This is a genomic window from Nocardioides sp. LHD-245 (assembly GCF_030929495.1).
Taxonomy (GTDB): domain Bacteria; phylum Actinomycetota; class Actinomycetes; order Propionibacteriales; family Nocardioidaceae; genus Nocardioides.
Genome location: NZ_JAVFWN010000010.1, coordinates 74,283 through 97,126 on the forward strand (window position 1 = coordinate 74,283; position 22,844 = coordinate 97,126).

The 22,844-nt window shown below is 70.2% G+C and carries 21 protein-coding genes; 5 read left to right on the forward strand and 16 right to left on the reverse strand.

Annotated elements, in window-relative coordinates; all coding sequences use genetic code 11:
• Positions 1 to 68 precede the first annotated feature (68 nt).
• The 7 genes from RB608_RS15345 to RB608_RS15375 form a co-directional block, all read right to left on the reverse strand.
• On the reverse strand, positions 69 to 1,550 hold the full coding sequence (locus tag RB608_RS15345) for an aspartate ammonia-lyase (RefSeq protein ID WP_308088893.1): 1,482 nt from the start codon (positions 1,548 to 1,550) through the stop codon (positions 69 to 71).
• Positions 1,547 to 2,698: a M20 family metallopeptidase gene (locus tag RB608_RS15350; protein ID WP_308088895.1), complete on the reverse strand. Its 1,152-nt coding sequence runs from the start codon at positions 2,696 to 2,698 to the stop codon at positions 1,547 to 1,549. Before RB608_RS15350 ends, RB608_RS15345 begins: the two co-directional genes overlap by 4 nt.
• Positions 2,688 to 3,350: a DUF1028 domain-containing protein gene (locus tag RB608_RS15355; protein ID WP_308089095.1), complete on the reverse strand. Its 663-nt coding sequence runs from the start codon at positions 3,348 to 3,350 to the stop codon at positions 2,688 to 2,690. Before RB608_RS15355 ends, RB608_RS15350 begins: the two co-directional genes overlap by 11 nt.
• Before the next feature lie 2 nt (positions 3,351 to 3,352).
• Positions 3,353 to 3,781 carry a RidA family protein gene (locus RB608_RS15360; protein ID WP_308088897.1) on the reverse strand — a complete coding sequence of 143 codons (429 nt, stop codon included), beginning with the start codon at positions 3,779 to 3,781 and terminating at the stop codon, positions 3,353 to 3,355.
• Complete coding sequence (locus tag RB608_RS15365; RefSeq protein ID WP_308088899.1) at positions 3,778 to 5,079, reverse strand: NAD(P)/FAD-dependent oxidoreductase; 1,302 nt, start codon at positions 5,077 to 5,079, stop codon at positions 3,778 to 3,780. Before RB608_RS15365 ends, RB608_RS15360 begins: the two co-directional genes overlap by 4 nt.
• Positions 5,080 to 5,331: 252 nt before the next feature.
• Positions 5,332 to 6,369: a carbon-nitrogen hydrolase family protein gene (locus tag RB608_RS15370; protein ID WP_308088900.1), complete on the reverse strand. Its 1,038-nt coding sequence runs from the start codon at positions 6,367 to 6,369 to the stop codon at positions 5,332 to 5,334.
• Between the two features lie 29 nt (positions 6,370 to 6,398).
• On the reverse strand, positions 6,399 to 7,850 hold the full coding sequence (locus tag RB608_RS15375; protein WP_308088902.1) for a cytosine permease: 1,452 nt from the start codon (positions 7,848 to 7,850) through the stop codon (positions 6,399 to 6,401).
• Positions 7,851 to 8,029: 179 nt separating this feature from the next.
• Between RB608_RS15375 and RB608_RS15380 the strand changes: the two genes are divergently transcribed.
• Positions 8,030 to 8,953 (forward strand): LysR substrate-binding domain-containing protein, encoded by a 924-nt coding sequence (locus RB608_RS15380; RefSeq protein WP_308088903.1) that lies wholly within the window; start codon positions 8,030 to 8,032, stop codon positions 8,951 to 8,953.
• Here the strand turns inward: RB608_RS15380 and RB608_RS15385 are convergent.
• The 4 genes from RB608_RS15385 to RB608_RS15395 all read right to left on the reverse strand — a co-directional run bounded on the left by RB608_RS15385 (position 8,950) and on the right by RB608_RS15395 (position 11,351).
• Positions 8,950 to 9,936 carry a phenylacetaldoxime dehydratase family protein gene (locus tag RB608_RS15385; protein ID WP_308088904.1) on the reverse strand — a complete coding sequence of 329 codons (987 nt, stop codon included), beginning with the start codon at positions 9,934 to 9,936 and terminating at the stop codon, positions 8,950 to 8,952. The genes RB608_RS15380 and RB608_RS15385 overlap by 4 nt on opposite strands.
• 361 nt (positions 9,937 to 10,297) lie before the next feature.
• On the reverse strand, positions 10,298 to 10,486 hold the full coding sequence (locus RB608_RS15390; RefSeq protein WP_308088905.1) for a hypothetical protein: 189 nt from the start codon (positions 10,484 to 10,486) through the stop codon (positions 10,298 to 10,300).
• Complete coding sequence (locus RB608_RS28315) at positions 10,419 to 10,799, reverse strand: DUF5994 family protein (protein ID WP_392391006.1); 381 nt, start codon at positions 10,797 to 10,799, stop codon at positions 10,419 to 10,421. Before RB608_RS28315 ends, RB608_RS15390 begins: the two co-directional genes overlap by 68 nt.
• A 42-nt stretch (positions 10,800 to 10,841) precedes the next feature.
• Positions 10,842 to 11,351: a DUF5994 family protein gene (locus tag RB608_RS15395; RefSeq protein WP_308088906.1), complete on the reverse strand. Its 510-nt coding sequence runs from the start codon at positions 11,349 to 11,351 to the stop codon at positions 10,842 to 10,844.
• 432 nt (positions 11,352 to 11,783) lie between these two features.
• Between RB608_RS15395 and RB608_RS15400 the strand changes: the two genes are divergently transcribed.
• A complete protein-coding gene (locus tag RB608_RS15400) occupies positions 11,784 to 12,254 on the forward strand; it encodes a DUF5994 family protein (RefSeq protein WP_308088907.1) in 471 nt (156 codons plus the stop codon).
• 167 nt (positions 12,255 to 12,421) lie between these two features.
• On the opposite strand, the gene RB608_RS15405 is transcribed toward RB608_RS15400, so the two are convergent.
• A complete protein-coding gene (locus RB608_RS15405) occupies positions 12,422 to 13,144 on the reverse strand; it encodes a GAF and ANTAR domain-containing protein (RefSeq protein WP_308088908.1) in 723 nt (240 codons plus the stop codon).
• A gap of 50 nt (positions 13,145 to 13,194) precedes the next feature.
• On the reverse strand, positions 13,195 to 13,863 hold the full coding sequence (locus tag RB608_RS15410; protein ID WP_308088910.1) for a GAF and ANTAR domain-containing protein: 669 nt from the start codon (positions 13,861 to 13,863) through the stop codon (positions 13,195 to 13,197).
• A gap of 159 nt (positions 13,864 to 14,022) precedes the next feature.
• Here RB608_RS15410 and RB608_RS15415 point away from each other — a divergent pair, with 159 nt between their 5' ends.
• Both RB608_RS15415 and RB608_RS15420 read left to right on the forward strand, forming a co-directional pair.
• Complete coding sequence (locus tag RB608_RS15415; protein ID WP_308088912.1) at positions 14,023 to 15,072, forward strand: acyl-CoA desaturase; 1,050 nt, start codon at positions 14,023 to 14,025, stop codon at positions 15,070 to 15,072.
• A complete protein-coding gene (locus RB608_RS15420; protein ID WP_308088914.1) occupies positions 15,069 to 15,638 on the forward strand; it encodes a DUF5994 family protein in 570 nt (189 codons plus the stop codon). The genes RB608_RS15415 and RB608_RS15420 overlap by 4 nt, the downstream gene beginning before the upstream one ends.
• A 469-nt stretch (positions 15,639 to 16,107) precedes the next feature.
• Here RB608_RS15420 and RB608_RS15425 read toward each other — a convergent pair whose 3' ends face one another.
• Entirely contained in the window at positions 16,108 to 16,848 is a 741-nt protein-coding gene (locus RB608_RS15425; protein WP_308088915.1) for a LuxR C-terminal-related transcriptional regulator, read from the reverse strand.
• A gap of 427 nt (positions 16,849 to 17,275) precedes the next feature.
• Here RB608_RS15425 and RB608_RS15430 point away from each other — a divergent pair, with 427 nt between their 5' ends.
• Positions 17,276 to 20,854, forward strand: a complete 3,579-nt coding sequence (locus RB608_RS15430; protein WP_308088917.1) for a hypothetical protein — start codon at positions 17,276 to 17,278, stop codon at positions 20,852 to 20,854.
• A gap of 51 nt (positions 20,855 to 20,905) precedes the next feature.
• On the opposite strand, the gene RB608_RS15435 is transcribed toward RB608_RS15430, so the two are convergent.
• The gene (locus RB608_RS15435) at positions 20,906 to 21,475 is read right to left on the reverse strand and encodes an integrase core domain-containing protein (protein ID WP_308088918.1); all 570 of its coding nucleotides are present in this window, start codon (positions 21,473 to 21,475) and stop codon (positions 20,906 to 20,908) included.
• Between the two features lie 576 nt (positions 21,476 to 22,051).
• A complete protein-coding gene (locus RB608_RS15440) occupies positions 22,052 to 22,828 on the reverse strand; it encodes a hypothetical protein (RefSeq protein WP_308088919.1) in 777 nt (258 codons plus the stop codon).
• Between the last annotated feature and the right edge of the window lie 16 nt (positions 22,829 to 22,844).

Below are 22,844 nucleotides of genomic sequence, written 5' to 3' on the forward strand. Positions count from 1 at the left end.
GAGCTGCAACGCCTGCTCGACGCATCCCGCCCCGGCCCGCTGCGACGGGCTGACGCGACGGCAGCAGCTCACCAGCGCAGGGAAGCCCCCACCATCAGACCCCGCGCCAGCGCGACCGGATCGTCCTCCTCGGAGAGATCCGGGTCGTGGCCGCAGAGCACGGACGGCAACAGGAGTGCTGCGAGCTCGGCCTCCCCGAGTAGGCCCGTGCCAAGCACGAGCTCACGCACCGTGCCCTCGCCCCGCAGCGCGGCCTTGGCGATCTCGGAGGCGGTCGCGTACCCGATCACCGGGGCCAGTGCCGTCACGACGCCGACACTGCGCTCGACCTCGGCGGTCAGACGGGCGCGGTCGACGTCGATGCCCTCGATGCAGTTCTCGGTCAGGGTCCCCAGGGCCCGGGCCAACCAACGGGTCCCCTCGAGAAGACGGTGGGCAACCAGCGGCTCGAACGCGTTCAGCTGGAGCTGACCGGACTCGGCCGCCATGGTGATGCTGACGTCGTTGCCGCAGATCGCGTAGGCGACCTGGTTGACGACCTCGGGGATCACCGGGTTGACCTTGCCCGGCATGATGCTGGAGCCGGCCTGACGAGACGGGAGGCGGAGCTCTCCGAAGCCGGCCTGGGGGCCGGACCCGAGCAGGCGCAGGTCGTTGCAGATCTTCGACAGCTTGACCGCGACCCGCTTGATCGCGCCCGACACGAGGACGAAGACACCGGTGTCCGACGTCGCCTCGACCAGGTCCGCCGCCGGGACGATGGGCATGTCGGCGAGCTGGGCGAGGTGTCGGCAGACGAGCACCGAGTACGCCGGGGGCGCGGTGATCCCGGTGCCGATCGCCGTGCCTCCGAGATTGACCTCGGCCAAGAGCGCACGTGTCTCCCGCAGCCGCGGCAGCTCCTCGCTCAACGTCACGGCCCAACCGCGGAACTCCCGACCCACCGTCATCGGGACGGCGTCCTGAAGCTGGGTGCGACCGATCTTGAGGACCTCGGCGAACTCTTCGCCCTTGTCGCGCAGCGCCTCCACGCAGGCGAGCACCCGACCGGCGAGTTCGTCGAGCACCCGGACAAGTGCGAGCCGGATCGCGGTCGGATAGACGTCGTTGGTGCTCTGACAGCGGTTGACGTGGTCGATGGGATGCACCACGTCGTAGGCACCGGGCCGATGGCCGAGCAGCTCGAGGGCGCGGTTCGCGATCACCTCGTTCGCGTTCATGTTGGTCGAGGTGCCGGCTCCTCCCTGGATCACGTCGACCACGAAGAACCGGTCGAGCCGATGCGTCGCGACCTCCGCTGCGGCGCTCTCGATCGCGGCCGCCACGACCGGGTCGATCAGGCCCAGCTCGCGATTGGCCCGGACGGCCGCCAGCTTGATCTGGCCGAGCGCCCGGATCAGCTCCGGGTGCGCGTGGAGCGGGACGTCGCTGATCGGGAAGTTCTGCAGAGCCCGCGCGGTGTGGATCCCCCACAGAGCGGACTCGGGGAGGGCGAGCTCCCCGAGGAAGTCCGTCTCGGTACGCGTGCCGGCAACTTCGGCAGTGCTCATCGTCGTCCTTCCTGACGGGCCTGACGGGCCCGGTCGATCGCCGTCCAGGCCAGGGCCACCGCGCCGTCGTGGACGGCGCGCTCGGCCGCGGGACCGAGGGTGTGCTCGGCGAACGCGGCCTGGTGGTTGACCGCCGGCAGCGAGTCGATGCCGATATAGGGGTGGATGGCGGGCACCACCTGGGACACGTTCCCCATGTCCGTCGACGCCCGGTTCATCCGGGACGCGCGCCCGGAGGTGTCGAAGCGCCGTCCCAGTCGCTCCGCGTTCGCGACGTAAGCCGCGAGGGCGGATCCGTCGGTCCGGAACTCGGCGTAGGGCTGGGACTCCGGAGCGATCTCGAGCTCGCAGCCCGTCGCGAGCGCGCCCGCCTCGAAGCAGCGGCGGACGCGCGGCTCGATGTCCGCGAGCTCGTCGAGCGAGGCGGCCCGCACGTACCAGCGACCGCTAGCGGTCTCGGGGATCGCGTTGGGCGCCTCGCCCGCCTGGGTGACGATGCCGTGGACCCGGGCGGTGCCGGGCAACTGCTGCCGCAGCAGGCCGATCGCGACCTGGGAGATCGTGAACGCGTCTGCGGCGTTGACGCCGTCCTCGGGGTAGGCGGCGGCGTGGGACGCCTTGCCCCGGAACACGATCTCGGAGTGGGAGACCGCGAAGGGGCGGGCCTCGGCGACGTCGACCGGCGCCGGATGGACCATCATCGCGAGATCCAGGCCGGCGAACGCCCCCCGGTCGAGGAGCTCGATCTTGCCTCCCCCGCCCTCCTCGGCGGGGGTGCCGTAGACCTCGACGGTGAGTCCGAGGTCGTCGGCCACCTGCGCCAGCGCCCCCGCGGCGCCGGTGGACATGGCCGCGATGAGGTTGTGTCCGCAGGCGTGCCCGAGACCCGGCAGCGCGTCGTACTCGACGCATAGCCCGACCCGCAGCGGGCCGGACCCGATCCGCGCGTGCAACGCCGTCGGGAACCCGAGGTACGCCGGCGTGACCTCGTAGCCGTAGGACGAGAGGCGGTCGGCCACCCACGCGGCGGCCCGGGTCTCCTCCCAGGCCGTCTCCGGGTGTCGGTGCAGGTCGCGGGAGAGGGCGACGAGGTGGGGCAGCAGCAGGCCCGCCCGCCGGGCCACGACCTCCTTGATGTCAGAGGTCACCCGGCACCCCGTAGCTCGGAGCGCGGCCGGGCTCGATCGCGCGGGCGACATAGGCGTCCCGTTCGGGCAGCCATCGGCGCAGCAGGTCGCCGAGCTCGGCGACCGGGTCGCCGTCGGACCAGTCGACGCGCAGGTCGGTCTCGTTCCATGCCCGTCCGTGGCGGGTGACCAGGAGACCCGCCGCGTGCAGCGGACCCGCCTCGCCACCGCGGTCGAGGGCCGCCAACAGGGCGCTCAGCAGCCGCTCCTCGAGCTCGCCCGTCGCGTCCTCGAAGGCGGCCACGCCGGCGGCGATCACCGCCTCGCCCGCCAGCAGGTTGCCCGCACCGACGACACGGTCACCCCGCACCGCCGCATGGACGCCGAGGACATGACCGCCGGAGAAGAAGGCACCACCGTCGCTCCCGAGCACGGTCAGCTGGCGATACTCGACGAGCTCGGTGACGGTTGTGAGCCGGTGCAGCGCCGCCTCGGCGTCGCCGTGCCGCTCGAGGAGGTCCAGCAGCCGCGGGCCGAGCCTGGGGTCGGTCACGTTCTGGGAGGCGACCACGCCGACGCCGGAGCGCAGGTGCGCACAGCGGGCGGCCACGGCGGGACTGGACGAGGCGATGGCGATGCCGAAGCCCTGGTCGTCGGCCCCGATGAAGGACATCGTCACGGGATCACCGCGATCGCGTCGACCTCGACCAGCCACTCCGGCCGCGCGAGGGCACTGACGACGAGCCCGGTGGAGATCGGGTGGACCCCCCGGGTCCAGCGGCCGATCGTCCGGTAGACCGCCTCGCGGTAGCGCGGATCCACGATGTAGATGGTCAGCTTGACCAGGTGCTCCATGCGCGCGCCCGCCTCGGACAGCAGCATCTCGATGTTCGCCATCGCCCGCTCGGTCTGCGCCGCGACATCGCCGATGCCCACGGACTCGCTGGTGTCGAGGTCCTGCCCGATCTGACCCCGGACATAGACCGTGTTGCCGGCGACGACCGCCTGGCAGAGGTCGTTGTCGAGCTCCTGCTCCGGGTAGGTGTCACGCGTGTTGAAGGGGCGGATGCGCGTGTGGCCGCCCGCGACGATGGGGGCGTTCATCGGCTCGCTCCCGTCAGGCCGGCCCGCTCGCGCAGGTCCCCTGGTGCCGGCTCCGGCGCATAGGCAAGATAGCGGCGCTGGGTCATGATGTGGTCGGCGACGTACTTCGCGTCGTGCCAGACGCCCCAGATGAAGCTGGAGCCACGGCGCGACAGCCACGGCAGCCCCAGGAAGTAGACGCCGGACTCGACGGACACCCCGCGCTGCTGTCGCGGCCGGCCCGCCTCGTCGAACGCGTCGACGCGGAGCCAGTCGTAGTCCGCAGCGAAGCCGGTCGCCCAGACGATCGTGGTGATGCCCTCCGCGGCCAGGTCCAGGGAGAGGACTGGCTCGGTGAGACAGGCCGGGTCGGGGCGCGTGACCCGGGCCTGCGGCTCCTCGGGCAGGTCGAGTCCATGGCGCTCGACGTAGGCATCGGCCGCGTCGAGGAGAGCCAGGTAATTGGCGTCGCCGCGGGCGACATTGGCGCCGAGGTCGGCGGCGAACGTGAGCACGCCGTCCTGGTAGGCGCTCGTGAGGCCGAGCAGCTCGATGCCGCTCTCCGCCAGCGCACGGAAGTCCACCGTGCGCCCGCCGTGGGCACCGCTGACGGCGATGGTGACGTGCTCGGCGCCCTGGGGCGGGGCGTCGGCGTCCCACAGACCCAGCACACCCAGCCACCAGCAGAAGTCCCGGCTCCGGTAGCTCCGCGGCGGCCGCTCGTGGGGACCGACCGAGAGGAGGACCCGACGTCCCGACCTGCGCAGCTCGTCGGCGATCTGAACGCCCGACGAGCCGGCGCCGACCACCAGGACCGCACCCTCCGCCAGTTGCTCGGGGTTGCGGTATCCACTCGAGTGAAGCTGCGTCCGCACGGCGCCCGCGGGGACGATCGGCGGGATGACGGGCCGCTGGAACGGTCCGGTCGCGGCGACCACGAACCGGGCGCCGATCACGCCGTCAGTCGTCTCGACGTGGAAGCCGGGGCGTCCCGGCTTGCGCCGCACCTCGGTCACCTCGACGCCGCACCGGATCGGAGCCTCGATCTTGCGCGCATAGCTCTCGAAGTACTGCGCGACCTGGTCCTTGGTCGCGAAGCCGTCGGGGGCGACGTCGGAGAACTCCATGCCCGGGAAGCGGTCATGCCAGGCCGGGCCGTTCGCGACGAGCGAGTCCCAGCGCTCGGTACGCCACCGCTCCGCGATCCGGTCACGCTCCAGCACCAGGTGTGAGACGCGCTGAGCACCGAGGTGCTCGCTCATCGCCAGACCTGCCTGCCCGCCGCCGATCACGACGACCTCGACATCCTCATTCGACATTGCCCTACCTCCACATCTCTCGGCGGCTCACCCGCCGCCGGCCCTCGCCGGCGGGGCCGTCCTCACGATCCTGACTGCGTCCCTTGCACATGTCCAACAGATGTTGTTGGCCTTTTGAATCTTTGATTTCGATGCAATGCGGCAGGCTCGCGCCGCGGCGTCGACCCGAGCCCGGGCCGTCCACTACGGCAGGCGGGGCGTGGCATCGCCACGCCCCGCACTACCGCCGCGTCGCGGCCGCTCGTCCCGGGTCTAGACGGACGACTCGTCCTCCTCGTCGAAGGCGGGCATCGCCCCCGGAGCGGCGACCATCACCCCTCCGGCCTCGGCCGCGGCACCGTGGTCGACCGGCCGACGGGGCTCACGGTTCACGACGAGCCGCGTCGCGTCGGCCCGGGCGTAGTGCCCGGCCGGGTCCGCGGCCTGCTTCGCGCGACGGATCTCCGCGAGATCCAGGTCCGCCACCAAGATGTCCTCCGCCGTATAGGGCAGCGGGCCCGCGAGCTCCGCCCCCGAGGGCGCGAAGATGGTCGTCGTACCGCCGCCGAGCTCAAGCAGGCGCTGCTTCTCGGGGGTGTCGCACAGCCGGGACATGACGACCTCGTCGACGATGCTCGTGCAGGCCAGCACGAAGGACTGACCCTCGAGCGCATACACCTTCGAGGCCGCCATGTTCGCCTCGACGCCGAGTGCGTAGGCCTGCTCCCGATAGATGGACAGGGCCGGCCAGGCCGCGATGTGGATCTGGTCCCCGGCGGCGTACATCGCGTACTTCGACAGCGGCTGCAGGTGCTCCCAGCAGTTGAGGCCGCCGATCCTGCCGATGGGGGTGTCGAGGACGAAGAGGTCGCTGCCGTCGCCTTCGCCCCAGACGCTGCGCTCCACATGCGTGGGCTTGAGCTTGCGGTGGCGCCCGCGCAGCGAGCCGTCGGCTCCGATGAAGAACAGCGTGCAGTAGAGACTGCCGCCGTCACGTTCCGTGGCTCCCATCACCACCTCGACGCCCGCACGCCGGGCGGCGGTGCGAAGGGCCCGGAGTTCGGGCCCGTCGATCTCGACAGCGTTCTGGTGGAGCTCGACGAAGTAGTCGCTCCCCCACGCCGGCGCGCCCAGCCAGATCCAGAAGGGGAAGCCGGGCAGCCAGCTCTCGCCGAACGCGACCAGCTGGGCGCCGCGCGCGGCCGCGTCGTCGATGAGCTGGATCGCCTTGTCGACCGACTTGTCCTTGTCCATCCAGACGGGCGCGGCCTGCACCGCGGCCACCCGCACGATCGGGTCGATGTGTGCCATGGGTTCTGTTCCTCTCGAGTCGGTGACCATCAGGCCTGGTCGAATGCGTCGACCCGCGGGGCGATCAGCTCGTCCACAGTAGGACGCGACCACCAGACGCGGCAGATGACGATGTAGAGCGCGGCCGGGACGACGAGTCCGACCAGCCACGAGATGTCGAAGCCCAACTCCTTCGCGATCGGCCCGCTCCAGTAGACGGTCGAGACGAAGGGGGCGAGCGCGGCGCAGCCGATGACGTACGCGAGCACACCGGGCCCGTTGAAGAGGCCGTAGCGACCCTGCGGGTCGAAGAGCGCCTTGACGTCGTACTCGCCGCGGGCGACGACGTAGAAGTCGGCGAGGTTGATCGCCGACCACGGGACGAGGAAGGCGATCAGGAAGAAGATGAAGTTCTCGTAGGAGACGATGAGGTCCCCGGACAACAGCGACGCCCCGATCGTGCCCACGGCGCCGGTGGCCAGCATGAAGGTCATCCGCAGCCCCTTGGTCGGCCGCACCTGGCTCAGGAAGGAGGTCGCGATGGTCATGCCCGACATCGCCGCGCCGTAGATGTTGAGCGCGCCGATGTTGATGAGTCCGACCAGCAGGGCCAGGAGGACGACGAACCGCAGCACACCGCCGGCGCTGTCTCCCGCCGCCGCGAGCGCTTCCACGATCGGGAGCCGGCTGTAGCCGATCTGGATCGCCGCCCCGAGCGACATGAACCAGATCCCGGCCAGCGCCATGCCGGCGTAGGTGTACCAGAAGGTCTCCGCGTGGCTCGTGGACTCCGGGAGGTAGCGCGAGTAGTCGGCGACGTACGGCCCGTAGGTGATGAAGTACGCGGCGACGATCCCGAGGACGAAGAAGAACCCGGTCGCCGAGAACCCGTTCTCCGCCACGACCCGGTCACCCGCTCCCGGCCAGTTCGCGACCAGCGCGACGGTGAGGACTGCGAACGCGACGATGAACACCGGCGTGAGGACCTTGGCCACCCGGTGGAGGACGTCGTAGCCGAAGACCACCAGGACGATCGAGATGAGGCCGCTGATGAAGATGCCCGCCTTGGCGCTCATCCCGAAGAGCTCGCCGACCGCCTGGCCGGCGAGGATCGCGCCGCCCCCGAAGAACCCGAGGTACATCGCGATGACGACGACGAGCGGCAGGTTGGCTCCGAAGAACCCGAACTGGGCGCGCGACTGGATCATCTGCGGGAGACCGAGGACCGGCCCTTGCGCCGAGTGGTAGGCCACGAAGACGACGCCGATGAGCGTGCCGACGATGATCGCGACGACGCTCCAGAGCAGGCTGAGGTCCGTCAGCGCGGCCAGGGAGCCGGTCAGCAGCGTGACCCCCATCGCCGTGCCGCCGAACCACAGGGTGAAGAGGCTCTTCGCCGAGCCGTACCGCTCGTGCGGCGGCACGTAGTCGACACTCCGCGCCTCGAGGAGGGGGCCGGCCGCGCCGGAGCCCGGCGCAGAGGTGGGTCGTGAATCGGTCATCGGGATCTCCATGTTCGGGCGACGAACCGGCCGCCAGGCTTTGCGAGTGACAGCAGCCTGATCCCGGCGTGATGTATCAGTCAAACCTATCTTTCCGATGAACATCATCGATCAGACAGATGTAGCGTGTACGATGGATCCCGCCCATCAGTCGGCGCACGCAACCCGGGAGGACACCCGTGGCGGATCCCGCCTTCACCCTGACCCAGCTGCGCTACTTCGCCGCCGCCGCGGAGCACCTGAGCATGACCGGCGCCTCCAAGGCGCTCATGGTCTCGCAGTCGGCGGTCTCGACGGCGGTCGCCCAGTTGGAGAAGGATCTCGGGATCCAGCTGCTGATCCGCCACCACGCCCGCGGGCTGACCCTGACCGCCGCGGGCCAGTCGTTCTACCAGGAGCTGCGCGGGTTCCTCGCCCATGCCTCCGACCTCGCCGAGGCCGCACGCACCGCGGGTGACGATCTCACCGGCGAGCTCACCATCGGCTGCTTCAGCACGCTGGGGCCGTTCGAGCTCCCGCGGCTGCTGGCGGCGTACAACGCGCAGCATCCGCGGGTGGACGTCTCGGTCGTCGAGGCCGAGCACGCCACCCTCAAGAACATGCTGCGCCAGGCGCGGTGCGAGGTCGCCCTCATGTACGGCTACGACCTGGACGAGGACCTGGACCACGTCGTGGTGTACGAGGTTCCGCCGTACGTCCTCGTCGGGGCGGAGCACCGGCTGGCGCGCCGGCGCCAGGTCTCCCTCCAGGAGCTCGCCGACGATCCGATGGTGATCCTGGACCTGCCCCACACCGCCGGGTACATGAGCTCGATCATGGAGACGACCGGCTTCGCCCCGCGGATCAGGCACCAGACCACCGGCTTCGAGACGGTCCGCTCGATGGTGGCCCACGGTCATGGCTTCGCCATCCTCAACCAGCTGCCGGCCCACGACCTGACCTACGACGGCGGCAAGGTCGTGGCCCTGCGGATCCGCGACGAGGTGCCGCCGCTGAGCATGGTCGTCGCGACCATGCGCGGCGTTCGGCTCACCGCCCGGGCCCGGGAGATGGTGCGCATGTGCCGCCGGACCGTCGGCCGGTGGCGCGAGGATTCCGTCTAGTCCTGGATCGCACGCAGCATGCCCGTGCCCTCGTGACACCGGGAGTAGCGGAAGAACTGGTGCTCGCGCGGGACCACCGCCACCTCGTGGTAGAGGCGCAGGCGGGCGTCGTCGCCGAACCTCTTCATATGGGCCGTGAAGGCACCGAAGATGCGCACGTGGGTCCGGTGCGACCTGGCCCACCCTTCGAGGTCCGCCATGTCGTTCCACCAGCTCATCGCGTACGACTTCTCGCGTCGCTCGCCCTCCTCGCCCAGGACTGACACGTACCGGTTGGCGAAGCACCCGATACTGCGACCCTCGTCGCGCAGGAAGTCCATCCCTGCGCGCAGCTGGGGCTCGACCTGCTCCAAGTAGAAGGCACGCTCGGCACCGTCCGTGCTGCTGAAGTCCTGACCGGAGCGGATCAGGCACAGCCCCTCGTGGGGCACGACCTCGGTCGCGCCGTCGCGCACCACCGGCTCCGGCGCACCGGACGAGGCGAGGCGGCTGTCCCGCGCGTCGGGCATGCGCTCGCGCATGCCGCCCCAGTAGCCGTGCTCGATGATCGGTCCGCTCGGCCGCTCCGCCAGGGTGCCGATCCCCTGCAGGTCACGGTTCGACGAGTAGATCGTCTCCAGGCGACGCACCGACGGACGGACGACCTCGACGAAGTGACCGATCGCGGCCTCGCCGCTGGTCCAGCTCGCCCCATGCGCGGCGTACCAGCTGTCGAACGCCTCGGGCGAGAGCCAGTAGCCAACGATCAGGACCGTGCCGCAACCGGCCTGGTCGACGTAGCGGGAGAGCTCCAGGTGCCCCGGCCCACCCGGCCGGCGCATGAGGGCGCGCATCCGGAGTACGTCACCGAGCGCGGTGCCGGCTTCGGCCGACGCCTCCTGCGCACCGAAGTAGGCCATCACGACCTGTCGCACGTCCGCGTCGAGGCGCCCGGTGTAGGAGTCGAACTCCGGCCGCTCGCGCGCCGTTGTCGAATTGCTCACGGGACACAGATGGGACGCGACAGCGCTCTCGAGTTGCACGACCTCGGACATGGACCAACCACCCTCTCACTTCGGATGGGTCGATCCTCGTCGGGCGACGAGGTACAGCGAAAGCGCTGCTTTCCTGCACATTGCATCGGCTTTTCCGATGACCGGCTCAGTCGGCGGGGCAGCCGGAGTGCCAGAGGCGGCGGTCGGTGGTGGCCTCATACGCCTTGCCCTGTGGGAAGGAGGCGAGGTCGAGCTGGAGTCCCCACGGCGTCGAACAGTGGATCCGGCGCTGACCCTCGCGGGGGAGATCCCCGCCTCAAGGGCGGATCAGGGCCTCACGGCCAGCCCAGACTCCAAGGGCAGGGGCCGCTCAAGCGCGGTCGTCGGTGCCCAACTGGTCAAAGCGTTCGAGCCAGCGCCTCGCACCCCACGCCGCTTCGTGCCGGTCGTCGTACCGAATCTCGATGCTGTCGACGAGGTCGTGCGCGGGGTCAGCTCGATCGGCGTCGGGCAGCGCCGGCGCCGCCGCGCGGATTTCCTCGTACCGCTCGGTCGGCACGCGAGCGCTGTGGGCAGGGCCGCCGATGCCGGTGCAACCTTTGCCATGCACGAGTCACGCAGACATCGCCTTGACCTGCGTCGATGTCAGCCGGGGAAGGACGTAGCCGTCCGGCGGGGAGTACAGGGCCCCGAACGACACGGCCGAGCTCCGCCGGGAGGTAGTCGACGAGGCCGGCCAGCTCGACGGTGAGGTCGCCGCTACGCGGCCACCAACCGCCATCCAGCCGGTCGACGCCCATCGTGCGCCCCCTACGCAGGCGAGGCGGGAGAGGTCCGGCCACGGGAGGGACGGCTGTTCCTGGCGTCGTCATGACGGCCGCCTCTCGACCGGCCCAGGCAACCCGACGGAGGCCTCAGCGCGACCGGTCGACCTTCACACCACCTGGCGGGACTCCGAGCTCTGCCGGCCTCGAGCGACCGCCGCTCCGGGCGGGACGCCACTCGGCCAGCGGATCGGCCGATGGCTCGGACGATGGATCGGCCGATGGCTCGGACGACGGGTCGGCCGGCCGCCCGGGCCACGCGATCCGAATCCGGAGCACCTCCGAGGTGTGCAGGCGCAGCAGCACGACCCCGCGCCCGCGACTGCGGGGCAGGAAGCCGACCTTGACCCGACCGTGCCGGGTGAAGATCTCGGGCGCGACGAGGTCCCAGTCACCGGGCGCGTAGACCAGCCTGTCGATCCGCCCACGGTCGGCCGGGAACTCGTCGACCAGATGCGCGCCCTCGCGCGTCAGGTCCCGGCCGTACGGCAACCAGATCCCGTCGGCGAGCGCGACATGCTGCACCTCGCTCAACCGCAGCCGAAGGGCACCGAGGGCATCGGGATACCTGTTCGGATAGGGGAAGTTGCGGGCAGCCATCGCGCCGCCTCTCCTCGCGCCCGCTGCCGCACCTGCTGTGCCGCAGCGCCCGTCCCCGTCCACTCTACGCCCGGCAGCGTGGCGGTGGCCGCCGTCCTCGGCGTGGTCCCCGACGATGAAGCCCTGGAGGCGCACCCTCTTCCAGATCGCCTGGATGAGATCGCGCGGCCCGGGAGCCGGCCACGCAGGTCGCCTGATCCTTCTGCCGTGGGGATCAGATGGGAGTCCGGTGCCGACCCGGCACGCCCACGGCCGACACCCGTGCGCTGGCCGGCTCGGCCCGGCGGCTGGGTTGGTAAGTCAGGCGTAGGATGATGATGGCTGCCAACACCGGGAACCCGACCGGCGCGGACCAGTCGAGAGGCGGACGTCATGTCGACGTCGAACTGTCCCGTTCTTCCCTTGCCCGCGCGTGGTTCCTTGCGGCTTCTGATGGTCGAGAACCCCGGACGAAACCGTGTGGATGGGGGATGGTGGCCCCGCAGCCACGACCTGGCGGTCGAGCTGGCTGACCTGGTCGACCACTTCCCGGTGCGGTTCGGCAGGGTGGGGAGGGTCTCGGCGTCACGCCCCGACTGGGCCGGGGCACCGAGATGCGTACCTGTCGCCGACGGCTACGTGAAGGTGGGCTGGCTTCCCCAAGCCGACAACCACATCGTGAGGCTCAAGACAGCAGAACGAGCCGTGCTCTACCTGCTCGTCGTCCCCCCGGACTTCACCGACGACCAGGGCACGGAAGCGCTGTTGGCCGCGTCGACGAACGGAAACAAGCACTCCGCCGCGGACATCCTCGACCTTGTCACCGAACACCCCGACGTCGACCCTGCCGACCGTTGGACCGACCGCGGCGCGACGTGGTGGGGGCCGCACCCCGTGGCACCGTCGTTCCGGCCGGGCAGGTAGCCCGTATCCCTGTCTGATGCTCGACGGACGTGGCTGGCGCCAGTCCGAGCCAGCCCGGATCCTGTGCTCGACGCGGCCGGCGCCTCGCCCGAAGCCGCATGCGGCCATGGATCTTCCGCACGGTCGTACCAGCGTGGCGTCAGGCCGGCGCCAGGTCCGCGCCGAGCTCAGGGGCGGCGCAGGTGCTCGACGCTCAGCGTGCGGTCCACGACCTGGCGGGCGACGTCCTTGACCGCGTGGTTGTTGCGCCGGCTGTACTCGCGCATCAACCGGAACGCCTGGTCCACGTCGATCTCGGCGCTGGCCATCAGCACCCCCTTGGCCTGCTCGATCAGCACCCGGTTGTCGAGCGCGGTCTGGAGCTGCTCTGCGATCAGTCCGGACTGGCGGACCGCGCGCTCCTGGAGGAGCCCGATCGTCGCGATATCGGCGAGTGCCTGGCCCATGGCGACGTCGTCCTCGCTCAGGTGCGAACCGGCCGTGCAGAACAGGTTCATGGCGCCGACCACGGAGTCGCGCAGGCGCAGGGGGATCGCGTGGGCGGACGCGAAGCCGACCTCGGCGAGAGCCGCGCTGAACCGGGGCCAGCGGGCGTGGGCGTCGCCGGGTCCGACGTTAACGACCACGCGCCCGGCCTGGAGGCAGTCGAGACAGGGGCCCTCGTCGTTCTGGAGCTCGAGGAGCTCGAGGAGCTGGGCCTGGTCGCTCGTGGACGCCACGACGTGCAGGACACCGCGCGCGTCGGCCAGGATCACGCCCGCGGCGTCGGCGTTGAGCAGCTCGACGCTGCGCTCGGTCAGGGTGGAGAGGAAGTCCAGCGCGTCGAACTCGTCGACGAGGGTGTCGGCGAGCTCGACGAAGACCCGCGCCAGCCGCTGCTCACTCGTCATGGCCACCTCCTCCACCGTCGCGGACCAGGCCCCGGTAGGCCGTGCCTGTGTCAATCATCCTCGTTCTCCTTCGGGTGGATGCGTAGCCGTCCTGCGAGGACGTCGCGGGCCACGTCGAGAAGCGAGCGGTCGGCGGCGAACGCATGGGCACGCAGGAGCAACAGCGCCTCAGTCATGCCCACCGCGGCCCTGACCGCGAGGAAGCCCGTGGCCTGATGGATCTCGGCGCGGTAGGCCACCGGCGCGCCGAGATCGGGGTGCAGACCGTCGCGGGACAGGTCGAGGGACGGAATGCGCTCCTGCAGGTGGAGGAGCACGACGACGGCCGCTCCGCCGTAGGCGTGAGCGGTGGCCCGCTGCTGCTCGTCGAGGCGGCCGGGGGAGGAGCGGTACATGCTCAGGCTGCCGAGCCGGACCCCGCCCACGCCAAGCGGAACCGCCGTGACCGCGCTGATGCCCGCGACCAGCGCGGCCGAGGCGAACGCCGGCCAGCGCAGCAGCACCCCGTCGCCGAGATCATCACTGCCGACCGTGCGGTTCGTGCGTGAGGCGTCGAGGCTCGGTCCCTCGCCGAGGTCGAACTGAATCTCCTCAAGCCGGGAGGCGACGGTGCCCGACGTACCGATCACCGCCTGGTGACCGGCGTCGTTCATGAGCGTCATCCCCACCCCGGCCAGCCTGAGCGACTGCGCGCAGTCGATGCACAGCAGGTCGGTCAACGGCTGCCCGTCGCGGTGCCGGGCGCCGATGGTCGCGAGGATCTGCGTCGTCGTCATCACGCCGTCCTCACCCCTCTGTCCCTAGGACTGCAGGAGTAGCCTCGACACAAAGGCCACCTCGGACCCCGGCGGCGCTATCTGCGACAACCGGGAGTAGTCATGTCGACCACCGATCCTCGAACTGCGATACCCCGCAGTGACTACGGCGAGCTGGTGCGGGAGATCCGGCGACGGGGACTCCTCCACCCTAGACCCGGCTTCTACGTCTGCCTCGGCGCCCTCGCTCTGGGTGCCCTCGCCGCCCTGGTGCTGCTCCTCTTCGTGCTTCGCGACTCGTGGTGGGCCGTTCTGCTCGCCCCCGCATTCGGCGTCGTATCGGCGCAGATCGCCTTTCTCTCTCACGATGCCGCGCACGGCCAGGTCGTCCGCGGCCGCCGACTCACGACGGTGCTCTGCCTGACGCTCGGCAACCTGCTCAACGGGCTCAGCTACGGATGGTGGATCGACAAGCACGACGCACACCACGCGCACCCCAACGACCTGGACGCCGATCCGGACGTCACCGCCGGCGTGTTCGTCTTCGACCCGGACCAGGCGAGCGAACGCCGCGGCCGATCGGCCTGGATGACCCGGCACCAGGCCGCCCTGTTCTTCCCGCTCCTCACGCTCGAAGGATTCAACCTGCGGGCCGAGGGCGTGCGCGCGCTGCTGCGCCCCGGCATCGCACACCGGTGGGCCGAGGGCCTGCTGCTGATCGGCCACCTGGTTCTCTACCTGGCGCTCATGGCCAGCACCCTCACCTGGCTCCAGGGAATCGCCTTCGTAGTCGTCCACCAGGCCGTGCTCGGGGTCTACCTCGGCAGCTCCTTCGCGCCGTCTCACAAGGGAATGCCGGTGCCCACCGCGAACCAGGCCGCGGACCCGCTGCTGCGCCAGGTGCTGTGCTCGCGCAACATCCGCGGCGGCCCCTTCGTCGACCTCGCCCTCGGCGGGCTCAACCTCCAGATCGAGCACCACCTGTTCCCCAGCATGCCGCGCCCCAACCTCAGACTCGCCCGGCCGGTCGTGCGCCAGCACTGCCAGGAGCGAGGGATCCCCTATGCCGAGACGACCCTGCTCGCGTCGTACGGGCTGGCGCTGAGGCACCTCGACCAGGTCGCACGAGCCGCACCTGGACCATCAGCACCACGAAAGAAGGCAACGCCATGACCAACTCCGACCGGGCTCCGCTAAGGATCTCGCTCAACCCCGGCCCTCCGACGCCACGTCTCCACGGGGCCTGGTGGCCCCGGTCTCGCGACCTCCAGGCCGAGTGCGCCGACCTGATCGACAACTTCCCGAGTACCGCCGGCCGCCCGGCGCGCCTGCTGTTCTCCCGGCCCGACTGGGACGCCCAGCCCGACCGACCGTCGACCCGCCGGATCCGGGCTCGGCGTGGGATCGTCAAGGTCGGCTCGTTCCCGGAGGACGACACCCATGTGATGACCGTCGTCCTGTCCTCGCGCGAACGCCTCGACCTGCTCGTGATCCCCAGCGGCACGGACACCGCGACGGCGCGCATCCTGATGGCGAAGGCCACGGACGGACGCAACGTGCGCTCTGCAGCCGACCTGCTCGCGTCAGCGACCACCCGAGGTGCCGACGAGGGAGCGGAACCGGCAGAGTCGACCTGGGAGAACGAGGGCGGCACCCGCCGTCAGGTGTCGGCTCCGGGGCCTGGTCACGATGACCAGGGTCAACCTCGGGACATGGGGCGAGATGGCGACGACATCTGATTCATCCGTGCCGGGTTCGCGGTCGGCTGCGAGAGTCCCGCTGCGGATTCTGCTCGACGACGCGTTCTCGCCGGGCCCGCTCGACGGGGCATGGTCGCCTCAGTCGCCGGACCTCCAGATCGAGTGTGCCCACCTGGTCGACCACCTCCCGGTCTGATCGGCCTGCCTGCTCGACTTGAAGACGATCAGCAACGACAGCAGTATCAGCGCGATGCCGACGGCCGCCCAAGCGGCGCTCAGGCGGGTGAGGCGGAGTCGTCTCGAGGCGGCCGGCGGCCGGGGCTCGGGGTGCGTTGCGTTCGCGACAGGCGGGATCCGGTCGCTGCTCGGTGGCAGGGGTCCGGTGGTCAAGGTAGGTCCTTCCCCAGGCTCACCCGGCCACCCGGTTGCGCGCGGCGGACGATCGAGATCCAGGCCGTGGCGACGATCGCGGACCACAGGAGGGCTCCGAGGATCCACAGCCAGGCGGTCATGCCGTCAGCGCTCGCGTTGGGGGCACGGGCGGGCGCCAGTCCACGCGATGAGCAGCGCCGACTGCCGCAAGCTGTGACGTCGATTCGAGCTTGTACAGGATCGACTTGACCTGAGTCCGCACCGTTGCCACCGCGACCACGTTCGAGCGGGCGATCTCCGGTACCAGGTCGCCGCTCATCAGTGCGCCCAGAACCTGCATCTCGCGTCGGGTCAACCGGTCCAGGCGCGCTCGGATGGCTTGTACCTCGTCTCGGTCGGCGAATGCCGCCTCGATCAAGGCGGCGCGCTGTTGGCGGCTCATCAGCGGCAGACCGTCACGAACCCGTCGAGCCGTGCCGACCAACTCCTCCAGCGAGCATGTCTTGTGCAGGACGTCCTTGGCGCCCTGATGCACCGCAGCACCCCATCGAGCCTGGGCGGTGCTCTCGGTCAGGAGCACCACCGTCGCCCCGGATGCAGTGAGAAGCGTGACGAGTCGGAGGCCGTCGCCCAGTAGCCCCAAACGGTGCTCGAGCAACACGAGCCTTCCAGCGCTACGAAGTGCGGCGGCCAGCACCGTGGCCAACGACGCTTGCGGCTCACCAGGGTCGATCACGGTGACGATGAAGCCCTCGCTCTCCAAGGCCAACGCAAGGGAATCAGCAAAGAGCAGATGGCCGTCGATGATCGTGATCCGTGCCGGGCGCCGGTTGCCGCCGTCCCCTGCTGCCTTCGCCGCCGCTGCGCCGTGGTGCACCCCGCGACCGCACGGCACGCCTCCTGGTTGCCGCGCCGCTCGAACGGATGTCGGCTGCGACAGCCCCGAGGACCCCAACCATCCCGATGGTGTCTCTGACATGTGACCCCCTGGCGCGTCAGTACGAGGTACTCGCGGGGTCCGGGCGGGTCTGTGTCTGTCTTCCTATCACCTCGATGCACCTTGCGCTAGGCAAGCGCATCGGCAGCTGAGGGCCGACAGTGCCTCGCGACGGATCACGTGAGATGCACGTAGGGGCGAGCTGCGCTCCGCGGTCTCATCTGGATTTCCGGCCCGGACAGCGGCAGGGGCGACTAAAGTGCGTGCACGGAGTCGCATCGAGCGGCTTCCGTCGTGTGGGTATCGTTGCATCGGGGGGTCTGCGGCATCCATCCGAGACCCGACCCAGCACCCGGGAGCTCCCCCCATGCACCGTCCCCCTCTGTCGTCACCCCTGCGCGCCGTCCTCGCCGGCCTGTTGGCATTGAGCTGCCTGTTCGGCGCCCTCGCCCTCGCGGCGCCGGCGACCGCGGCGGCGCCGGACCTGTCCGTATCGGTCACCGTCACACCCACGGTCATCGCCGGGGAGGACGCCGACTACACCATCGTGGTGACCAACGGCGGTGACGCAACCGCGCACAGCGTGACCGTCAGTGACACCTTCCCCAGCGCCCTCTTCGGGGTGAGCGTGACCAGCGCCCCGCCGGGCTGCACCGGATTCCCGTGCACCCTGACGACCCTTCCCGCCGGTGCCTCGGCCACCTTCACCGTGACCGCGACCGTCGACCCGAACTACGCCGGCACCTCACTCACGAACACCGCCGAGATCAGCTGGCCGAGCGTCGCCCCGGACCAGATTGCGGGCAGCGCGCAGGGTGACGGCGACATGACGGTCAGCCACCTCGCAGACGTCGCGGTCACGGCGACCCCGGACAGGTCCGGCGTGCGGGTGGGGGAGGACGTCACCTGGACCGTCGTCGCCACGAACGAGGGACCGAGCAGGGGAGCGCCTTCCCTGAGCCTGCCGGTCCCCGCGGGCACGGTTCTCGTCGGGCGTACGACGCCTCCTGGCGTGTCGTGCAACGCCGCCGGCTCCTGTTCCCTCGGCGCGCTGAGCGTCGGTGCCCAGCGGATCATCGAGATGACCGTCACCGTGCCACAGGACTACGCCGGTACGTCGACGACGCTCGTCGCGACCGGCGAGGACGGCACCGACACCACACCGAACACGGCCAATGACACCGCGACGTCTGCGGTCGACGTCCGCCCGCTCGCCGATCTCACCGTGACCAACCTGGGTCCGACCACAGCGGTCGCCGGCACGTCGGCCACCTGGTCCCTGGTCGTCGACAACCACGGGCCGTCCGCGGCACCGGACGTCTCCATCAACCAACAGTTCCCGGCCGGGGTCACTGTCACCGCGGTGTCCGGCGCGGGCTGCAACGCGCTGCCCTGCACGCTGTCCACGCTGCCCAAGGACGGCACTGCCACGATCACCGTCACGGCCGCGATCGCGCCCGGATTCACCGGGGCGACGCTCAGCACCACCGCGACCATCGCCTCACCGGCTGACGAGCCGGGCGGCGCCCCGGAGGGCGGACGCAGCTCGACCGCCAACACGGTGATCACCACGTCGGCGGACGTCAGGGTGAGCGTCGCTGGCGTCGCTGCCCCGTTCGTCGCGGGCGACACCGTCGCCTGGGATGTCGTGGTGACCAACGACGGCCCGTCGACGGCCCGCGACCTCGTCATCGTCCACAACGCGCCAGCCGGCGTCTCCGGAATCGCTCTCAGCGGGCCGGGGGGCGTGACCTGCCCCCCGGGCGGCCCGTGCACGGTCGCCGCGATCGCTCCGGGTGCCGGCAACGCCATCACCATCCGCGTCACCGGCACCCTGGCAGCCGACTACGCGGACAACGAGATCAGCAACTCCGTGTCGGCCACCTCGACGACCACGGACCCGGACACCGCGAACAACTCGGACACCGCGACCGTCAGCGTGGCCACCTCCGCCGACCTCGCGGTCACGACATCGGGTCCGTCCGGCACGGTCCTCGCCGGTGAGACGATCAGCTGGACGGTCACCGTCAGCAACAGCGGCCCCTCCGACGCGCGTGGCGTCGTCATCGCCGACCCGCTGCCGAGCTCGATCACCGGCGTCACCGTCACCAGCGCGAACTCCCCGTGCGCCGCCGTGCCCTGCACGCTGGACACCTTGGCCCCGGGCGCCGTCGCGACGCTGCAGATCAGCGGTACCGTCGCCCCGTCGTACGCCGGCGCGACCGTTGCCAACACGGCGACCGTCAGCTCGACCACACCGGACAGCGACCCGGCCAACAACATGGCCACGGCCGTGACCGGCATCGTCCGCTCGGCGGACCTGTCGATCCTGAAGACGGTCGACCAGGACCCGGTCGTGCCCGGCGACGACCTGACCTACACCGTGACGATCATCAACGACGGGCCGTCCCAGGCCACCGCGGTGACGGTCACCGACACCCTCCCGCCGGCACTGACCAGCGCGACCGCTACGTCCTCGATCGGCAGCTGCGACCCGGTGACAGGCGTGATCCTCACCTGCACCGTCGCTGCGCTCGACCCCGATACGTCGATGGTCGTCACGATCACGGGCACCCTCGACCCCGACGTCGACCCGGGAACGGTGACCAACTCCGCCACGGTCATCTCAGCCACACCTGACCCGGACCTCAGCGACAACACCAGTCAGGTCGCCACCTCGACTGCTCCCGCCGACCTCGCCGTAGCGACGACCGCGAATGTGGCCGAGGTCGCGCCAGGCGGAGCGATCACCTGGACCGTCGACGTGAGCAACGCGGGGCCGGGACCCGCCCGGGCTGCGGTGCTGACGGACCAGCTTCCCGCCGGCGTGGACATCACCTCGGTGCACATCTCCCAGGGCGCTTGCGGAGCCGCGGTGGCCGGGGCCGACCTGACCTGCACGCTCGGCATCATCGCTCCCGGCACGACGGTCACGCTGACCGTGGTCGGCGCGGTCGGCGCCGCTGTCCAGGGCACCCTGGTCAACACGGCGGCCGCGGTCTCCCGCGACGAGTCCGACACGTCCGACAACGCCGACCAGATCACCATCCCGGTGACCGTCGCTGCCGACCTGCAGCTCGCCCAGAGCGTTGCGGCGCCCTCGGTCGTCGCCGGGCGCTCGACGGCGTGGACGCTGACGGTGACCAACGCGGGTCCGGCGCCGGCGACCGACGTCATCGTGACCGACGTCCTCCCCGCTGAGCTGACCGAGGCAAGCGCCGACGACCCGAGATGCGACCTGGCTGACGGCGTGCTCACCTGCACGGTCGGCGACCTCGCGGTGGGCGAGTCCTTCCGCGTCACCATCTCCGGGACGGTCGCCCCGACGGCCCGAGCCGTCGTCGTCAACGCGGCCTCGGTGGCCTCCTCCGTGCTGGACGTGCGCCCGGGCGACAACGCGGTACAGGCACGCGTCGCGGTGACCGCCGTGGCACCGGTGACGGTGACCAAGGTCGCGGCCGACGACCGGATCGCGGCCGGAGACACGACGACGTACACGATCGCCGTCACCAACATGGGGCCATCCACCGCGACGGGCGTCGTCGTGGTCGAGGATCTGCCTGCCGGCGCCGCGGTACTCAAGGCGTCCTCGGCGACCTACGACCGCGGGACAGCCCGATGGACCGTCGGCGCCCTGCCTCCAGGCGGCACCGAAGTGCTCACCCTCAAGGTGCGGCTCGAGGACACCGGCCGTGCCGTCAACCGGGTGCGGGTCCACTACGCCGAGGACCCGCACGGCCCGACCGCCCGAGCAGTCGTCCGGGTTCGACCGGCCGCCGGCCCGGTTGGGGCAGTGAAGCCGACGAGCGCGACAGCGCTGCCAGCCACCGGCTTCGAGGATGCCCACCTGTTGCCATGGGCGTTGCTGCTCTTGGCCGCCGGCGGAGCGCTCGTGGGGTTCAGTCGACGGCATCGTCCAGGGGAAGTGCCCGGCACAAACGGTTGATCACCGAGGCTGGCACCGAGCCAGCTCGTTGAATCGCACTGGGTTTGGTTCCTATGCGTTCCCTTGGCCAGCGAGCGCCGGCCGGGGTGATTCTTGGGCAGCGTAGTACTCCGCCTCGACCTCGAGCGGGGCCTTCATGTCGAGTTCCCCGTGCAGGCACTGGTTGTTCCACCACCACCCGTACTCCAGGGTCGCGAGCTCGACCTGTTCGATCGCGCGCCACGGGCCCCGGCGCCGGATCAACTCGGTCTTGTAGAGCCCGTTGACGGCCTCGGCGAGGGCTTTGTCGAACGAGTCGCCCACGGTGCCTGTCGACGGCTTCGCTCCGAGTTCGCCGATGCGGTCGGTGTAGACGATCGAGAGATAGTTCGACCCGTGATCGGCGTGATGGACGAGCCCGGTCAGATCGAGGGCACCCTCGCGCTTCGCATCCCACGCGGCCATGTCGAGCGCCTGCAACGGGCGGATGTCTGCCTTCAACGTCGCCGCAACGTTCTGGTCGCGACCGACCTCCCAGCCGTGACGGCGCATCAGGGTGTGCATCTTCCGCACCCCGTAGACGCCGTAGTTCTCGGCGTGCAGCCCGGCCGCCACCTCGCGGACGAGCAGTTCGTCCTTCAACGAGCGCGCCCAGGGCGCTCGGGTCGTAGCCGCGGGCGGTGAGGAACCCACGAACTGCCGGGCGCAACACCCGACAGATGGCCTCGACCGAAGCGATCCTTGTGCTCGGCGGAATAGCGGGGCGGATCACTTCGTCGCGGGGCGGTCGAGCTCCTTGGCGAAAAACACTGAGGCGGACGTCAAGATCTCGTTCGCGCGACGAAGCTACCGCGACAACGTCGCTCAGCAACCTCCCGCTTGAGGCGCTTGATCTCCTTGGCGTCCTCCGACGTCGTCCCTGACCGGACCCCGGCATCGACTTGGACACGGTGGACCCACAGCCGCAGAGTCTCGACGTTCATCCCCAGCAGTCCCGCGACGTACCGCAGCGCGGCGGTCTCGTGCGGGTGCTCAGAGCGGACCTCGCGACCATCCGCACCGCTCGCTCACGCATCTCGTTCGTGTACCTGGCCATCGTTCCCATCCTGACTGATCAAGCGGAACGAAACCCAGTGCGATTCACCCGGAGGAGGGCGAATTAGACAAGCGCGCATCCGGCCGCCGCACCAGAAGGTCTGCCCTGGCATCGGGACGCAGTTACTCGTCGACCATCTCAAGCACTCTGCTCGCTACCTCAGGAGGAAACAAGGTCGACCAGATCAGTTGACCCGACTTCGGCTCCAGGCCGGCGACCTTCGAGGGTTCCAGTTGCCAGTCGTCCGCGGACACTTCCGGCACGGCGTCCAGCAGCAGGGCATACATCTCGGGGTCTGCGATGCCGTCCGCGACGATCGCCAAGTAGCCCTCATGCCCATTGTCGGCGCGGACCAGCGCAGTGATCCGGTGGTTCCGAAACTCCGCGCTCACTGGCCGGCCTGACTTCACCGATTCCGCGACTAGACGCACGACGAGGCGCTTCATGTCGACGCGCCAGGCAAAGGCCTGTTCGAGCGCGAGCCGTTTCCAGTCCTTCTCTAAGGGCAGGAGGTGTTCAGACGAAACCGTCTTACCCGTGGTGCACTCCTTCTCCAGGACCGCGTAGAAATCATGCTGCGCGCTGTCGCTTTGCCGTCGCCCAGCCGCGCCGATCCACCATGACCCCCGGGTCGGAGGGACCCAATCGGGTAGGTCGTCTCTACGCAGTTCGGTCACTACGGCCCGGCGATCGCTGGTCTTCACCTTGAACCACACGCGGTCGGTGAGCGCCAGGACCCGCTCGGCTCCGCCGGCATCGCGACGCTCGGGCAGGCTCTGAGCCCCAACCACCACGGGCTCGTCGAGCTCGTCGAGGCGTTTGCCGATGTCAGGGAGCGATTCGCCCAGGTCGCCCAGACAGCGAAGCGTCGGACGCACGCGGGGGAATCGCTCAGTCATGCCCAGAACCTAACGC

Coding starts and splice junctions, on each gene's coding strand:
- RB608_RS15345 (WP_308088893.1), bottom strand. CDS start 1,550: ATGAGCACTGCCGAAGTTGCCGGCACGCGTACCGAGACGGACTTCCTC.
- RB608_RS15440 (WP_308088919.1), bottom strand. CDS start 22,828: ATGACTGAGCGATTCCCCCGCGTGCGTCCGACGCTTCGCTGTCTGGGC.
- RB608_RS28315 (WP_392391006.1), bottom strand. CDS start 10,799: ATGACGACGCCAGGAACAGCCGTCCCTCCCGTGGCCGGACCTCTCCCG.
- RB608_RS15420 (WP_308088914.1), top strand. CDS start 15,069: ATGACCAACTCCGACCGGGCTCCGCTAAGGATCTCGCTCAACCCCGGC.
- RB608_RS15360 (WP_308088897.1), bottom strand. CDS start 3,781: ATGAACGCCCCCATCGTCGCGGGCGGCCACACGCGCATCCGCCCCTTC.
- RB608_RS15365 (WP_308088899.1), bottom strand. CDS start 5,079: ATGTCGAATGAGGATGTCGAGGTCGTCGTGATCGGCGGCGGGCAGGCA.
- RB608_RS15355 (WP_308089095.1), bottom strand. CDS start 3,350: ATGTCCTTCATCGGGGCCGACGACCAGGGCTTCGGCATCGCCATCGCC.
- RB608_RS15415 (WP_308088912.1), top strand. CDS start 14,023: ATGTCGACCACCGATCCTCGAACTGCGATACCCCGCAGTGACTACGGC.
- RB608_RS15375 (WP_308088902.1), bottom strand. CDS start 7,850: ATGACCGATTCACGACCCACCTCTGCGCCGGGCTCCGGCGCGGCCGGC.
- RB608_RS15370 (WP_308088900.1), bottom strand. CDS start 6,369: ATGGCACACATCGACCCGATCGTGCGGGTGGCCGCGGTGCAGGCCGCG.
- RB608_RS15405 (WP_308088908.1), bottom strand. CDS start 13,144: ATGACGAGTGAGCAGCGGCTGGCGCGGGTCTTCGTCGAGCTCGCCGAC.
- RB608_RS15430 (WP_308088917.1), top strand. CDS start 17,276: ATGCACCGTCCCCCTCTGTCGTCACCCCTGCGCGCCGTCCTCGCCGGC.
- RB608_RS15400 (WP_308088907.1), top strand. CDS start 11,784: ATGGTCGAGAACCCCGGACGAAACCGTGTGGATGGGGGATGGTGGCCC.
- RB608_RS15395 (WP_308088906.1), bottom strand. CDS start 11,351: ATGGCTGCCCGCAACTTCCCCTATCCGAACAGGTATCCCGATGCCCTC.